Origin of the sequence: Paraburkholderia sp. CNPSo 3076 (genome assembly GCF_026343935.1) — a bacterium.
Taxonomy (GTDB): Bacteria; Pseudomonadota; Gammaproteobacteria; order Burkholderiales; family Burkholderiaceae; genus Paraburkholderia; species Paraburkholderia nodosa.
Window position 1 is genome coordinate 273,122 of sequence record NZ_JAPMAL010000003.1, and the last position, 13,872, is coordinate 286,993.

The 13,872-nt window shown below is 65.7% G+C and carries 13 protein-coding genes; 6 read left to right on the forward strand and 7 right to left on the reverse strand.

Annotated elements, in window-relative coordinates; genetic code table 11:
* Positions 1 to 73 precede the first annotated feature (73 nt).
* Positions 74 to 1,033 carry an MBL fold metallo-hydrolase gene (locus M3A49_RS05080; protein WP_266227703.1) on the reverse strand — a complete coding sequence of 320 codons (960 nt, stop codon included), beginning with the start codon at positions 1,031 to 1,033 and terminating at the stop codon, positions 74 to 76.
* A 282-nt stretch (positions 1,034 to 1,315) separates the two neighbouring features.
* On the opposite strand from M3A49_RS05080, the gene M3A49_RS05085 reads away from it, so the two are divergent.
* From M3A49_RS05085 to M3A49_RS05095, 3 genes are read left to right on the forward strand one after another with little or no spacing between them, the layout of a single operon-like run.
* Positions 1,316 to 2,188: an IclR family transcriptional regulator gene (locus M3A49_RS05085; RefSeq protein WP_266227704.1), complete on the forward strand. Its 873-nt coding sequence runs from the start codon at positions 1,316 to 1,318 to the stop codon at positions 2,186 to 2,188.
* Complete coding sequence (locus M3A49_RS05090) at positions 2,176 to 3,051, forward strand: IclR family transcriptional regulator (RefSeq protein WP_266227705.1); 876 nt, start codon at positions 2,176 to 2,178, stop codon at positions 3,049 to 3,051. The genes M3A49_RS05085 and M3A49_RS05090 overlap by 13 nt, the downstream gene beginning before the upstream one ends.
* A 54-nt stretch (positions 3,052 to 3,105) precedes the next feature.
* Positions 3,106 to 4,554: a cytochrome P450 gene (locus tag M3A49_RS05095; protein WP_266227706.1), complete on the forward strand. Its 1,449-nt coding sequence runs from the start codon at positions 3,106 to 3,108 to the stop codon at positions 4,552 to 4,554.
* 3 nt (positions 4,555 to 4,557) lie between these two features.
* Here M3A49_RS05095 and M3A49_RS05100 read toward each other — a convergent pair whose 3' ends face one another.
* From M3A49_RS05100 to M3A49_RS05110, 3 genes are all read right to left on the reverse strand, one after another.
* Complete coding sequence (locus M3A49_RS05100; RefSeq protein ID WP_028202741.1) at positions 4,558 to 5,469, reverse strand: MurR/RpiR family transcriptional regulator; 912 nt, start codon at positions 5,467 to 5,469, stop codon at positions 4,558 to 4,560.
* Positions 5,470 to 5,545: 76 nt separating this feature from the next.
* Entirely contained in the window at positions 5,546 to 6,607 is a 1,062-nt protein-coding gene (locus M3A49_RS05105) for an ABC transporter ATP-binding protein (RefSeq protein ID WP_266227707.1), read from the reverse strand.
* Positions 6,608 to 6,671: 64 nt separating this feature from the next.
* A complete protein-coding gene (locus M3A49_RS05110) occupies positions 6,672 to 7,454 on the reverse strand; it encodes an SDR family oxidoreductase (protein ID WP_266227708.1) in 783 nt (260 codons plus the stop codon).
* A gap of 289 nt (positions 7,455 to 7,743) precedes the next feature.
* Here M3A49_RS05110 and M3A49_RS05115 point away from each other — a divergent pair, with 289 nt between their 5' ends.
* From M3A49_RS05115 to M3A49_RS05125, 3 genes are all read left to right on the forward strand, one after another.
* Entirely contained in the window at positions 7,744 to 8,976 is a 1,233-nt protein-coding gene (locus tag M3A49_RS05115) for an ABC transporter substrate-binding protein (protein ID WP_028202744.1), read from the forward strand.
* A 184-nt stretch (positions 8,977 to 9,160) separates the two neighbouring features.
* The gene (locus tag M3A49_RS05120) at positions 9,161 to 10,066 is read left to right on the forward strand and encodes a carbohydrate ABC transporter permease (RefSeq protein ID WP_254333111.1); all 906 of its coding nucleotides are present in this window, start codon (positions 9,161 to 9,163) and stop codon (positions 10,064 to 10,066) included.
* The gene (locus M3A49_RS05125; RefSeq protein ID WP_254353598.1) at positions 10,063 to 10,908 is read left to right on the forward strand and encodes a carbohydrate ABC transporter permease; all 846 of its coding nucleotides are present in this window, start codon (positions 10,063 to 10,065) and stop codon (positions 10,906 to 10,908) included. The genes M3A49_RS05120 and M3A49_RS05125 overlap by 4 nt, the downstream gene beginning before the upstream one ends.
* 55 nt (positions 10,909 to 10,963) lie before the next feature.
* Here the strand turns inward: M3A49_RS05125 and M3A49_RS05130 are convergent, their stop codons facing one another.
* The 3 genes from M3A49_RS05130 to M3A49_RS05140 form a co-directional block, all read right to left on the reverse strand.
* On the reverse strand, positions 10,964 to 11,167 hold the full coding sequence (locus M3A49_RS05130) for a glycine zipper 2TM domain-containing protein (protein WP_254353597.1): 204 nt from the start codon (positions 11,165 to 11,167) through the stop codon (positions 10,964 to 10,966).
* Between the two features lie 64 nt (positions 11,168 to 11,231).
* Complete coding sequence (locus M3A49_RS05135; protein ID WP_266227709.1) at positions 11,232 to 12,173, reverse strand: AEC family transporter; 942 nt, start codon at positions 12,171 to 12,173, stop codon at positions 11,232 to 11,234.
* 69 nt (positions 12,174 to 12,242) lie between these two features.
* On the reverse strand, positions 12,243 to 13,730 hold the full coding sequence (locus M3A49_RS05140) for a DHA2 family efflux MFS transporter permease subunit (RefSeq protein WP_266227840.1): 1,488 nt from the start codon (positions 13,728 to 13,730) through the stop codon (positions 12,243 to 12,245).
* Positions 13,731 to 13,872: the final 142 nt, after the last annotated feature.

A 13,872-nucleotide genomic window follows, 5' to 3' on the forward strand; every position in this document is an offset into this window, starting at 1 on the left:
TGTCGATCGCAGTTGGCGCTTTAGCGCCTACTGCGATCCCAGGCAAGGCTCCACGTCTTTCCCGACGCAGTCTTCATTCCTGCAGCGCGTCCCACATCTCCTTGTCGCGCTGCGCCGTCCAGATGCGCGGATGCGTAATGCCGCTCGCCTCGTCATAAGCGCGCGTCACGTCGAACGGCAGGCAGTGCTCGTAGATGAACACGTGGCCGAACTTCGGGTCCATCGCCTCGCGCGTGAGCGACATCGCGCCCTTCAGGTCGAGCTTCTGTTCCACGGCGGCGCGGCCTTGCGCGAGCAGTGTGGTCACGAAGTCCTTCGTGTAGTCGAGACCCTTGTTGACTTCCGCGGGGTTGAGCAGCGCGGGGCCGCGGCCCGGCACGAGCTTCTCGGCGCCCAGCGAGCGCAGCGCTTCGAGCGTGGCGGGCCAGTCGGCGAGCTGGGCGTCGCCGCAATAGCACGCAGCGTCGTATTCGACGAGGTCGCCCGAGAACAGCACCTTCTGCTGCGGCAGCCACACCACGGTGTCGCCCTTCGTGTGACCCGAGCCGAGATGCGCGATCTTCACTTCGAGCTTGCCGAGGAACAGCGTGATTTCCTTCTCGAACACGAGCGTGGGCCACGTGAGGCCCGGCACCGTTTCGACGCCCGCGAACAGGCGCGGGAAGCGCTCGATTTCCGACTTCATGTCGGCTTCGCCGCGCTCGACGATCATTTCATACGTGCCGCGGCTCGCGATGATCTGCTGCGCGCCTTCCTTGAAGTACGCCGAAGCGCCCAGCACGCGCACCGCGTGATAGTGCGAGAGCACGACGTATTTGATGGGCTTGTCGGTGACGGTGCGGATCTTCGCGATGAGGTCCTGCGCCATGGCGGGCGTGGCCGTGGTGTCGACGATCAGCACGCCGTCGTCGCCGATGATGACTCCCGAGTTGGGGTCGCCTTCCGTGGTGTACGCGTATGCGTTTTCAGAGAGCTGCGTGAACGTGACCTTCTTTTCTTCGAGGTCGGCCTGGGATGCGAACGCCTTTGCCATGTTGAGTCTCCGTATCGAGGGGCTCTTGAAGCCGGGGCAGGGCGAAGCGCGCGGGGCCGGGCGCATTGGGCGCCAGCCCGGGTTGTCTCGCCCCGCTTGAAATTGAAATGGACCGCTGTTGTGCCGGGGTGAGGCCATGATGGTCTTCCCGTTTTTATTTGTCAATAGCGAATCATATTGCTATAGATTAATTTCTATGCAGAGAGCGCCGCAGCCCGGCGGTTGCCAACGGCTGCCGCTGTTCAGTTAACATGGACCCTTTTTCAGCCAGAGAAAAGCGCAATGAGACGTCGCAACGACAGCGCCGCGGCCGCGCCGGAAAGCAGCGCGACGGCGGCCCGCACGCAGCGTGGCATTCAGAGCGTGGAGGTAGGCGGACGCCTGCTGCGCGCCCTCGCCGACGCGCGCGCGCCGCTTGGCGCCACCGATCTCGCGGCGAAGGGCGACATTCCGTCGAGCCAGGCGCACGCCTATCTCGTGAGCCTGACACGCCTCGGACTCATCAAGCGCGACGCGCTTTCGGGGCGCTATGAGCCCGGCCCGCTCGCGCTGCGCCTCGGCCTGCTGCATCTCGCGCAGCAACCCGCGCTGCGCGAGGCCGTGCCGCGCGCCGCCGCGCTCGCGCAGGCGCTCAACTGCAGCGTCGCGCTATGCATTGCCGGGCCGCAGGGGCCGACTATCGTGCGCTACGAGCACGCGAGCCTGCCGTTGCACGTGAACCTGCATGTCGGCACGGTGATGTCGCTGCGCGCCACGGCCACGGGCCGCGTGTTCTGCGCGTTCCTCGGGCCCGAAGCGCTCGAAGCCGCATGGGCCACACAAACCGCGCAGCCGGTGTGGCGCGGCACCAGCCACGTGGCCAGTGCCGCGGGCGCGCCCCAGGAAAGCACGCCCGATGCCGCGTTCCTCGCCTCGCTCGACGCCATCCGCGCGCGCGGCTACGAACTCGCCATCGACGCGCCCAGCCCCGGCGTAAGCAGCGTGTGCGTGCCCGTTCTCGGCCCTGGGCGCGAACCGAGCCTCACGCTCACCGCTATCGGCGCAAGCGGAGTGCTGGACGTGCGAGCGAACGGCGCCGTCGTGCGAGCGCTGCGCGACGCTGCTGCCGGGATCACCGCCGCCGCTTTTTCATCGACACCGACATGCCCCGAGTAAGTTCCAAGCCGCCGCGCGACGACGCAACGCAAGCCGCCGGCGATGACGCCGCAGCCGGCATTGCAGCCGAAGCCGACAAGCCGCAACGCGGCATCCAGTCGCTCGATGTCACGGGCGAGCTGCTCGCCGCGCTCGTCGCGGCGGGCACGCCCTTGCCGTTGCGCGACCTCGCCGCAGCCGCGGGAATGGCGCCCGCCAAGGCCTTCCCGCACCTCGTGAGCCTGCAGAAGATCGGCCTGCTCGCGCGCGACGCGGCGGGCCGCTACGAAGCGGGACCGCTCAGTCTCGAACTCGGCCTGATCGGCCTTGCGCGTCTTTCGCCGGTTCGCGAAGCCGATGCCGAGCTGGTGGGCCTCGCCGCCGGCACCGCGATGAGCGTCGCGCTCGCGGTGCCGGGGCCGCTCGGTCCGACCGTCGTGCGTCTCGAAGAATCGGCGTTGCCGCTGCATGTGAGCCTGCGCCCCGGCACGGTGATGTCGCTCGTGAACACGTCGATCGGACGCGTGTTCGCCGCATGGGTCGACGACGACGTGCGCGCAGCCCTCCTCGCTCAGGATGAACTGCGGCTTGCGGGCGCGAAGCCGCGCGAGGGCGCCACGCCCGCCTACCTCGCGCGGCTCGCCGCCATTCGCGCCGAAGGCGTGGACACGGCGCTCGACAAGCCCATTCCCGGCATCAGCACCGTGACCGCGCCCGTGTTCGACCACACCGGCAGCGTGTGCCTCGTGCTCGCGGTGATGGGGCCTTCGGGCAGCCTCGACATCGCCCGCGAAGGCACGGCGGCGCAACTGCTGATCGCCGCCGCGGAACGCCTCTCGCGGCGCTTCGGTTATATGGAAGGCGCGGCCGCCGCGCCGCTATAATCGCCTCCCTCGCGTGATACAAGAACGGCACGCCCACCCAATGAGAACCTGCCTATGAGCACGGCATCCGCCGGACAAGCGTTGCGCCAGATCGCCGACCTGCCGTGCCCACGCGGCCTGCCGCTCGTCGGCAATCTGCTGCAGCTTTCGCCGCCGCGTCTGCATTTGATCCTCGAGCAATGGGCCGCCGAACTCGGCGCGCCCTACCGCTTCCAGGTGGGCGGCATCCCCATCACGATCTGGACCGATACCGAGCTGATCCAGCAGATCATGCGCGAGCGCCCGCATCGCTTCCGCCGCTATCAGCCGATCGAAGCGGTGTTCGAGGAGATGGGCTTCAACGGCCTTTTCTCGGCAGAAGGCGTTGCGTGGGAACCGCAGCGCAAGCTCGTGATGCAGGCGCTCTCGATACCCAACATCAAGGCGTTCTACCCCACGCTGGCCGATATCACGCAGCGCCTTCACACTCGCTGGCAACGTGCGGCCGAGCGCGGCGAAACCGTCGAGATGACCGACGACCTCAAGCGTTACACGGTGGACGTGACGAGCGCGCTCGCGTTCGGCGAAGATCCGCGCACGCTGGAGCGCGATCACGGCGTGATTCAGGAACACCTGGAGCGCATCCTGCCGGGCGTGATGAGGCGCACCAATGCGCTCTTTCCGTACTGGCGATATGTCAAGCTGCCGGCGGACCGCAAGCTCGAGCGCTCGCTCGAGGAAGTGCACCGCTATGTGAGCGCGATGATGGCGCGCGCTCGCGAGCGCATGCGCGACGACCCAGCGGATGCGCCGCGCAATCTGCTCGAAGCGATGCTCGCGCAGCAGCAGGCGCCAGGCGGGACGTCCATCAGCGACGCGCAGATCCGTGCAAATGTGCTCACGCTCCTGATCGCGGGCGAAGACACGACCGCCGATTCCATCGCGTGGACGCTGCCCTATCTCGCCGCGGATACGGCTTTGCAGCAGCATCTCGGCGACGAAGCCTCCCGCGTGCTCGGCAGTTCGACGGTCTGCCCCGACTACGCGACGTTGAAAGACCTCGATATTTTCGAGGCGATCTGTATCGAGGCCACGCGTCTGCGCCCGGTGGCGTCGGTGCATTCCTTCGAGCCGCTGGAAGACGTGGTGGTGGACAACGTGGCGTTGCCGAAGGGCACGCGCATGTTCTTCGTCGCGCGCCCTGCCATGCTCGACGCCAGGCATTTTGCCGATCCGCAGCGCTACGATCCGTGGCGCTGGATGAAACGCGGCGAACGCGAAGCCGATGATGGAAAAGCCCATGACGTGCGCGCTTATCTGCAGTTCGGCGCAGGACCGCGTGTATGTCCCGGCCGCCATCTCGCGACGGTGGAAATGCGTCTCGCGCTCTCGATGCTGATGCAGTCGTTTACGATCGAACTGGCGATCGATCCTGCGAAGATTCAGGAAGTGCAGGCGTTTACGATGGTGCCGGATACGATGCCGATAAAGCTCAAGCCGCGCGAAGGCGCCGCATTCGCCTAAGCGTCAACGGCCGTCCTCGGGTGTGCCGACCGTGGAAGCATCGTCGGGCGCGCCGTCGCTGCGCGCCTGCGCGTCGCGCATCTTGGCTAGCGCCTTGGGCCCGAGGCCGAGCGACACGCCCAGCGCGAGCGCATCGAGCACCGCGAGATGCGCGATGCGCACCACGGCGGGCGCGTGCGCATCGCTCGCGGCGGGCACGCGCAGCAACAGTGGAATATCTACCACCCACGCAAGACGCGAACCCGCACTCGTGAGCGCGATGGTCGTCGCGCCGCGCTCCTTGGCGATCTGAATGCTCTCGTTCACTTCCACGCTGCGCCCCGACTGCGAGATCGCGAACGCCACGTCGCCCGGTTCGAGCAGCGCCGCGTAGAGGCGCTGCAAATGCGCATCCGTGAACGCACTCGCGGCGATGTCGAGTCGCAGCAGGCGCAGCGCCGCGTCTTGCGCAACGAGCCCCGACCCCGCGCCCACGCCGAAAAAGTATACTCGCCGCGCGCTGGACAGCGCCGCGACGGCAGCCTCGAACACAGCCGTATCGAGCGAAGCACGCGCATGGGTCACGCCCTGCACGACCGACTCCGTCACCTTGTCGAGCAAGGTGCCGACCTCGCCGGCCCACCCGGCGCCGCTCGCCTCGCCGCCCGTCATCTCCGTGGCGAGCGCGAAAGGCACGTTGCCCGCCGCGCTCTGCGCGAGCCGCATCTTGAAGTCGCGCAGGCCGTGCGCGCCCACCGCCCGGCAAAAGCGCGTGACGGAGGGCTCGGACACGTCCGCACGCAACGCGAGCTCGGTGATGCTCGCGCGCATGGCGAAGTCGATGTCGGCAAGCACCATCTCTGCGACCTTGCGCTCGGCGGGACGCAGCGACTCCGCGACATTGCGGATGTGATGGATCAGGTTGGAGACCGGCAAGCTGTTTTTCCCGTGGAAGATACTAGGGTCTGCTCACATGAGGGCCCGCTATCCAGTTTCGATGCGTGCTTCCGCTTCAATCGAGCCGCTTGCCGCTTTCAGTATCGAACAGATGCAGGTGCGCCAAAGGCAAACCTAGCGTCATGCGCTGGCCCGGAGAAACGTCGGGGCGCGCGCGCGTGGTGACGCACCATGTCGTGTCGCCTATTTTCCCGTACAAGTGGGTCTCCGCGCCAGTCGGCTCGATCACGTCGACGTTGAACGGCACGTCGCCGCCCGCCTCGATGTGCTCGGGCCGCACGCCGAGCGTCACGCGCGCGCCCGCCTGGGCCTTGCCTTCCGGAAGCGCGATACGCACGCCGTCTTCGAGCACGAGCGCCGTGCCGCGCGCGTCGCTCATCACCGTGCCAACGGCGAAGTTCATTGAAGGCGAGCCGAGGAAGCTCGCCACGAACAGGTTGCCCGGTTTGTCGTAAAGGTCGAGCGGGCGGCCGATTTGTTCGATGCGCCCCGCGTTCATCACGACGATGCGGTCCGCCATCGTCATCGCCTCGATCTGGTCGTGCGTGACGTACACCACCGTGTTGCGCAGGCGCTGGTGCAGCGCCTTGATTTCGGTGCGCATCTGCACGCGCAGCTTGGCGTCGAGGTTCGAAAGCGGCTCGTCGAAGAGGAACAGCGCGGGCTCGCGCACCACGGCGCGGCCCATGGCGACCCGCTGGCGCTGGCCGCCCGAGAGCGCGCGCGGCAGGCGCTCCAGGTAGCCCGACAGGTTGAGCATTTTCGCGGCAGCTTCGATGCGCGGCTTGAAACCATTCTCGCGCTCCTTGCGAATGCGCGGACCGAACGCGATGTTGTCGTACACCGAGAGATGCGGGTAGAGCGCGTAGCTCTGGAACACCATCGAGATGTTGCGCTGCTGCGGCGGCAGCGTGTTCGCCCGCGTGCCGCCGATGGTCAGGTCGCCGCCGGAGATGTCTTCGAGGCCGGCGATCATGCGCATCACCGTGGTCTTGCCGCAACCCGAGGGGCCGACGAGCACGACGAATTCGCCGTCTTCGATATCGAGGTCGACGCCGTGCACGACCTGGGTGTCGCCATAGCGCTTGTAGATTCCGTTCAGTTGTACCGCTGCCATGCTGTCCTCGTTTGCGTGAAGTCTCTTCAGGTCGAAATGTCGGGTGCGCGGCCGGGTGCGCGCCTCAGAACGGATCGAGCGTCAGCTCGTTCGCCATCATCCGGTTGCCCGCCATGAGGCCCGCGTCCACGGGTAGTGCCACGCCCGTGATCACGCGCGCCTGCGGCGAGGCGAGAAACTGCACGGCGTCGGCAATGTCCTCGGGCGTGGCCACGTCGCCGAGCGGATACCATTTGCTTAGTTCTTCGAAGATCTTCGGATGCTGCTCGACACGCGCGCGCCACGCGGGCGTCTTCACCGTGCCGGGGCAAACGATGTTCGCGCGTATGCCGTGCGGCCCAAGTTCCATGGCGAGCGCCTTCGTGTAGCTCACGAGGCCCGCCTTCGCCGCGCTGTATGCAGGGTGGCCGAGCGCCGAAAAACCGTTCACCGAGCCGATCAGCACGAGCGCGCCGCGCCGGCGCTCGATCATCGAGGCGCGCACGGCTTCGACCGTGTAGTAGGTCCCGTTCAGGTTCAGGTCGATGTCGCGCCGCCAGCTCGCGGCGTCGGTATGCGCGAGCGTCGTGCCGAGCGCGCCGCCCGCGTTCGCCACGGCCACGTCCACAGGGCCGCGCGCCGCCACGCCGCGCGCCACGGCTGCGGTCACGGCGGCCTGATCGCTCACGTCGGCGGCGAGCGGTTCGAGGCGCGCCGCGCCCGCTTCGCCCAACTCCGCCGCGAGTTGTTGCACGCCCGCCGCATCGCGGTCGAGCGCGAGCACCGTGTTGCCCGCTTCCAGAAACCGTTTGCACAGCGCGCGGCCTATGCCGCCGCTCGCGCCCGTCACCAGCACCACCCGGCTCATGTCGATTCTCCGTGCGGCTCGCCAGCCTGGCCGGAGAGCCTGAAAATTTCCTACATACGAATGGCGCGCGGTTGCCCGTATACGGGTTTATACCGAGCGCGCTGCGCTGCTGCAGCGCATGAATTTCCCCTGTTTTACAGCATGTTATGCAAAATTCGGCGCTCGAAACAATATCGCGTTTACCAGGTGACAACGCTTTTTTCATCCTGTAGGATTTTTTCAAACAACGCAACCCAGCAGCCGGGTCAAGGCGGCGGCATAAGCAGGAACAACCACCAGGAGAAAGAGAATGTCGTTTCAGGCACGTGCAACCACCATGCTCGGCAAGCTCGCCGTCGCGCTAGCGTTTGCCGGCATCACCGCCGCGGCGCACGCCGATACGGTCCGCGTGACCGTCGCCCACTACAGCGACGCCACCGCTCCGTACTTCGAGAAAATGGCCAAGCAGTTCGAGGCCGCCAACCCCGGCATCACGATCAAGATCGAAGACGTGAACTGGGACTCGCTGCAACAGAAGCTGCAAACGGACATCTCCGGCGGCGCGAACGCCGACCTCGCGATCATCGGCACGCGGTGGCTCCTCGACTTCGTGAAGGACGACATTGCCGAGCCGCTCGACCCGTACATGGACGCGAACTTCAAGGGCCGCTTCATCGGTCCGTTCCTGGCCCCGGGTCAAATCAACGGCAAGACCTACGGCCTGCCGATCGCCGCTTCGGCCCGCGCGCTGTACTACAACAAGGACATGCTCGCTTCGGTTGGTTATCCGAACGGCCCGAAGACCTGGAACGACGTGATCGACGCCTCGAAGAAGCTGAAGGCGAAGGGCATTGCGGGCTTTGGTCTGCAAGGCAAGGAAATCGAAACCGACGTGTACTTCTACTACGCGCTGTGGACCCACGGCGGCGAGGTGGTGGGCAAGGACGGCAAGGCGGCATTCAACTCGCCGGCTGGCGTGAAGGCCGCGACGCTCTACAAGACCATGATCGACGAAGGTCTCACGCAGCCGGGCGTGACGGGCTACAGCCGTGAAGACGTGCAGAACCTCTTCAAGCAGGGCCGCGTGGCGATGATGATCTCGGCGCCGTTCCTCGCCAAGCAGTTGAAGAAGGAAGCACCGAACATCAAGTACGGCATCGACCCGATCCCGGTTGCGACGACGCCCGCCACCTACGCGGTGACCGACTCGATCATGATGTTCAAGAACTCCAAGGTGAAGAAGAGCGCCTGGAAGTTCCTGGACTACCTGTTCACGAAGGAACCGCGCGTGCAGTTCACGAGCACGGAAGGCTTCCTGCCGACCACGAAGGCTGAAGCGACCGACCCGGTGTTCCAGGACCCGGACACGCAAGCGTTCATCGCGCTCCTGCCGCATGCGAAGTTCGCGCCGACCGTGACGGGCTGGGAAGACACCGCCAAGGCCGTGACTAACGCCATGCAATCGGTCTACCTCGGCAAGGCCAAGCCCGCCGATGCGCTGAACCAGGCGGCCACCGAAGCGAACAAGTCGCTTGGCAAGTAAGTTCGGCAAACAAGCCTTGATGGCAACACCGGCGCGCGCCCGAAGTTCCCGGCGCGCGCCGGAGCGCCTGAGAACCGATGTTTCGAAGCACTGACGATTCGACATGACTACGGGTCCCCTGAAGCCCTCGCCCGCCACAGCACCGGCCGGCGATGCCCCCGACCGATCACGCGCACGAACCCGCATGAGCCGACAACCCCGCGCCGTTTCCGCGCCCCGCGCGCCCTGGCTCCTGATCGTGCCGAGTCTCGTGCTCGCGCTCTTCATCATCAGCTATCCGATCTTCAACATCGTGTATCAGTCGCTGCACGATGTCTCGCGCTTCGGACAGATTCGCGACTTCAGCGGCCTGCAGAACTTCTATAACGTGTTCGGCGACCCGGTGTTCATGAGCGCCCTGAGGAACACGCTGATCTGGACATTCTTCGTCGTGGTGGGCACGGTGGGGATTTCCGTGCCGGTCGCGCTCGTGCTCAATCAGGACTTTTATGGCCGCGGCATTGCGCGCACGATCGTCATGCTGCCGTGGTCCGTCTCGCTCACGATGACGGCCGTGGTCTGGCGCTGGGCGTTCAACGACGACTACGGCATGGTCAACGTCACGCTGCAGCGCCTCGGCCTCACTTCGGGGCCCATCCACTGGCTCGCGACGCCCGAGTATGCGTTCCCGGTAGAAATCTGCGTGGGCATACTCGTGTCGATACCCTTCACGACCACGATCCTGCTGGGCGGCCTCTCCTCGGTGCCGGGCGATATCTACGAAGCCGCGCGCATCGACGGCGCGAGCGCCTGGCAACAGTTCCGCCAGCTCACGCTGCCGCTGCTCAAGCCGTTCATCAACATGGCGATCCTGCTGAACGTGATCTACGTGTTCAACTCGTTCCCGATCATCTGGGTGATGACGCAAGGCGGCCCCGACGACAGCACGCATATTCTCGTCACGTACCTTTACGAACTCGGCTTCCGGTTAGGGCGACCAGGCGAAGCCGCCGCCGTCTCGCTCATCATGCTCGTCATCCTGTTCGCATTCTCGGTGGTCTACCTGCGCCTGCAGGCAAAACGCGGCAGCGCCGAAGGAGACCTGGCATGAACCGCAAGCTCAAACGCTCGATCTGGTGCTGGCTCGCGCTCTCGCCGCTCGTCGTGGCCGTGCTGTTCCCGTTCGCGGTGATGTTCTTCACCTCGTTCAAGCCGGCTTCGGAAGTGTTCGTCTATCCGGCGCGCTGGCTGCCGATGCAGTGGCGCTGGCAGAACTATGTCGACATGTGGCAGGCCGCGAACTTCGGCGTCGCGCTGCGCAACAGCATTGTGGTGAGCTGTCTTTCCACGGCGCTTGCGCTGGCCGTAAGCCTGCCAGCCGCCTACGCGCTCGCGCGCTTTCCGTTCCGCGGGCGCGGGCTTTACCGCCAGTTCCTGCTCGTCACGCAGATGCTCTCGCCCATCCTGCTCGTGGTCGGCCTGTTCCGGCTCGCCGCGATGATTCCGTACGGCGATGGCAATCTCATCGATTCGAAGATCGGCGTGATCGTCTCGTATGCGGCGTTCAATATCGCGTTTGCCGTATGGATGCTCTCGTCGTATTTCCAGACCGTGCCGCGCGATCTCGAAGAATCGGCGTGGCTCGAAGGCTGCAGCCGCACGGGCGCCGTGTTCCGCGTGTTCCTGCCACTTGCGGTGCCGGCCGTGGTGGTCACGGCGATCTTCACGTTCATCAGCGCGTGGAATGAATTCGCCGTGGTCTACACGCTGATCCGCTCACCCGAAAACAAGACGCTCACGGTGCAGGTCACCGACATGGTGGCCGGCAAGTACACCGTGGAATGGCAGCTCGTGATGGCGGCGACGCTCGCGGCCACGTTGCCGGTTTCCGTGGTGTTCGCCTGGCTGCAGCGCTACATGGTGAAGGGACTCGCGCTAGGCGCAGTGAAGTAACAGGAAGTCTCGCGCGCGGGCGCAGCATCAACGTCCTGACGTGCGCGCGCTGCGCCTACTTGCTTAGTTCATGGCCGATCACGCCGCCGGCCACGGCGCCGCCCACGGTGCCGACCGCGCTGCCGTTGGTGGCCCGGTTGCCGACATAGCCGCCCGCGGCGGCGCCGCCCAGCGTGCAAGCTCCCGTGCCCGCAACCGTGAGCACGACGGTGATGACGAGTGAGGCGCGCGCGGCGCTTGAGCGTCGTAGCCAGTTCATCGTCGATTCTCCTGATCGATGGTAGTGGCTTTCATGCCAGCAAGCCTCGTGCCTCGACCGGCTTTCAGCCGTGGTGCAGATGCAGCAGAATCAGCGTGAGCGTAACCAGCGAACCGAGCGTGGAATGCAAAATGGTGCGCGAAGTCACGTGCGCTTCGCGCCGGTAGTACTCGGCGAGCATGAACGGGCCGGTGCCCGTGGGGAGCGCCGCGAGCAACACCGCGATTTCCACGAGCTGGTCGGGCAGCCCGAATACGCGATCGGCCAGCCACCACGTAAGCAGCGGCTGCGCAACGAGCTTGCAGAACGTGAGCCACCACGACGACTCACGCGGCGCCTCGCCGCTCGCGCGGCGTTCGGCGAGAAAGAGCCCGAGGCTGACGAGCGCGCACGGGCTCGCCGCACCGCCCAGCAGCTTGAGGAGCGTTTCCGCGCTAGCGGGCAGCGTGACGTGCGCGGCCGAAACGATCGCCCCCAGCGCCGGCGCAACCAGCAGCGGATTGCGCAGGAGCGAGCGCACGACCTTGATGGCAAGCCGGTGCGGACGCCGCTCGCTTTGCAGCCCCGTTTCGATCAGCACGATCGCGATGGCGAACAGCACGCAGACCACGAGGATCGTCGCGATGGTCGTGGGCGTGAGGCTCGACGGCCCGAATGCGATCATGCACAGCGGGAAGCCCACGTAGCCGGTATTCGGATAGGCGGCGGCAAGCCCGTCGATGCTCGCATCCGCGAGCGGGCGGCCGAGGAACACGCGCGCGCCCACCACGGCGATGAACACGGCGAGCCCCGCAAGATCGAACGCGGCGACGAACGCCGGCTGATACAGCTCGTGCCACGTTGCGTGCGCAAGGATATCGAAGAGCAGCGCGGGAAGCGCGAGCCACACGACGAAGCGGTTCAGCTCGGAAGCCGCGGCGGGGCCGAGGACATTCGTGCGACGGCAGGCGAAGCCCGCGAAAATGAGGCCGAAAACCGGCAGGAGAATGGAGACGGCAGAAAACATCGTGAGTCGTGAATGCAAAGCGCGCGGACGTGCCGCGCGCCAGAGTGAAACGGAGGACGAACAGTTTCGCTAATCCATCGCCGCGTGACTCGTATCGACGGTGGCGGCGCTCGGGCCGGTGCGGATCAGAAAGAGCAGCGGAATCACGAGCAGCGTCGCCACGAACATCATCTTGAAGTCGTTCAGATACGCGATCATCTGAGCCTGCTGCGTGATCGACTGGTTGAGCACGGCGAGATCGTACCGCGAACCGCTTTCGAGCATCTGCTGAACCGCCGGATTGAACGGCGTGATGTTCGCGGCGAGGTCCGAATGTGCGATCTGCGTGCCGCGCGTGACGAATGTCTGCACGATCGAAATGCCGATACTGCTGCCGATGTTGCGCATGAGGCTATAGGTGGCCGTGCCATCCGCGCGCAGTTGCGGTGTCAGCGTCGAGAAAGTCAGCGCGGAAAGCGGCACGAACACGAAGCCGAGGCCAAAGCCCTGGACCACGCCCGGCCACACGATATCCGAGGGCGAGAGCACCAGCGTGTACTGCATCATTTGCCAAAGCGCGTACGCGGAAACCATGAAGCCGAACAACAGCATGACGCGCGCGTCCACGCGTTTCAGTATGCGCCCCGCTATCAGCATGGCGACCATGGTGCCCGCGCCGCTGGGCGCGGTCACAAGCCCCGTAGTGGCGACCGGATAGCCCATGAGGTTCTGCAGCATGGGCGGCAGCAGCGCGCGCGTGGCGTAGAGCACCGCGCCGATCACGAAGATGAAGAGTGTGCCCGTCGCGAAGTTGCGGTCCTTGAGCAGTTGGTAGCGAAAGAACGTGCCGGGCCCCGAGGTGGCCGTATGCACGATGAAGAACGCAAAGGCAATGGCCGCAACCAGCGCCTCGATGCGGATCTCCAGCGAGCCGAACCAGTCGAGCTGCTCGCCGCGGTCGAGCAAGGCCTGCAGCGCGCCGATGGCAAGCGCGAGCGTGGCGAAGCCGAATACGTCGAAGCGCTGAGTGCGGCCCGGCACACGCGCGGGCATGAACGTCGAGACGCCAAAAAACGCGAACAGGCCCACCGGCACGTTGATGAAAAACACCCAGCGCCAGTTGTAGCTATCCGTAAGCCAGCCGCCGAGCGTTGGCCCTAGCACGGGGCCGACCATCACGCCCATGCCCCACACCGCCATGGCCTGACCCTGGCGCTCGCGCGGATTGATGTCAAGAAGAATGGACTGCGAGAGCGGCACGAGCGACGCGCCGAACACGCCCTGCAACAGCCGCGAAGCGACGATCTCGCCGAGCGTTTCGGAAAGCCCGCATAGCGCAGAGGCCACGGTGAAGCCCGCAATCGCGACTCCCAGCAACCGCTTCACGCCGTAGCGGTCGGCGAGCCAGCCCGTGAGCGGCGTCGCAATGGCGGCCGCGACGATATACGAGGTGAGCACCCAGGTGATCTCGTCCTGGGAGGCAGACAGCGTGCCCTGCATGTGCGGCAGCGCGACATTGGCGATCGTGCTGTCCAGCGTCTGCATCAGCGTGGCGAGCATGATCGAGAGCGTGATCATGCCGCGATTGAGCGGGGCTTCCTTGCCCGACTCCGCCCGATGCTGCGCGGCGGCGCCGTCCTGCATGACTGCGGTCATCGTGCGGTTGTCTTGCGGCTATCTTGATTGGGGGCGGAGCGTGCCGAATTAATAAGCCTGCTTA

Bases quoted from the DNA above. Each gene is read 5' to 3' on its own strand.
- M3A49_RS05080 (WP_266227703.1), bottom strand. From the start codon at position 1,033: ATGGCAAAGGCGTTCGCATCCCAGGCCGACCTCGAAGAAAAGAAGGTC.
- M3A49_RS05085 (WP_266227704.1), top strand. From the start codon at position 1,316: ATGAGACGTCGCAACGACAGCGCCGCGGCCGCGCCGGAAAGCAGCGCG.
- M3A49_RS05090 (WP_266227705.1), top strand. From the start codon at position 2,176: ATGCCCCGAGTAAGTTCCAAGCCGCCGCGCGACGACGCAACGCAAGCC.
- M3A49_RS05095 (WP_266227706.1), top strand. From the start codon at position 3,106: ATGAGCACGGCATCCGCCGGACAAGCGTTGCGCCAGATCGCCGACCTG.
- M3A49_RS05105 (WP_266227707.1), bottom strand. From the start codon at position 6,607: ATGGCAGCGGTACAACTGAACGGAATCTACAAGCGCTATGGCGACACC.
- M3A49_RS05110 (WP_266227708.1), bottom strand. From the start codon at position 7,454: ATGAGCCGGGTGGTGCTGGTGACGGGCGCGAGCGGCGGCATAGGCCGC.
- M3A49_RS05115 (WP_028202744.1), top strand. From the start codon at position 7,744: ATGTCGTTTCAGGCACGTGCAACCACCATGCTCGGCAAGCTCGCCGTC.
- M3A49_RS05120 (WP_254333111.1), top strand. From the start codon at position 9,161: ATGAGCCGACAACCCCGCGCCGTTTCCGCGCCCCGCGCGCCCTGGCTC.
- M3A49_RS05125 (WP_254353598.1), top strand. From the start codon at position 10,063: ATGAACCGCAAGCTCAAACGCTCGATCTGGTGCTGGCTCGCGCTCTCG.
- M3A49_RS05130 (WP_254353597.1), bottom strand. From the start codon at position 11,167: ATGAACTGGCTACGACGCTCAAGCGCCGCGCGCGCCTCACTCGTCATC.
- M3A49_RS05135 (WP_266227709.1), bottom strand. From the start codon at position 12,173: ATGTTTTCTGCCGTCTCCATTCTCCTGCCGGTTTTCGGCCTCATTTTC.
- M3A49_RS05140 (WP_266227840.1), bottom strand. From the start codon at position 13,730: ATGATCACGCTCTCGATCATGCTCGCCACGCTGATGCAGACGCTGGAC.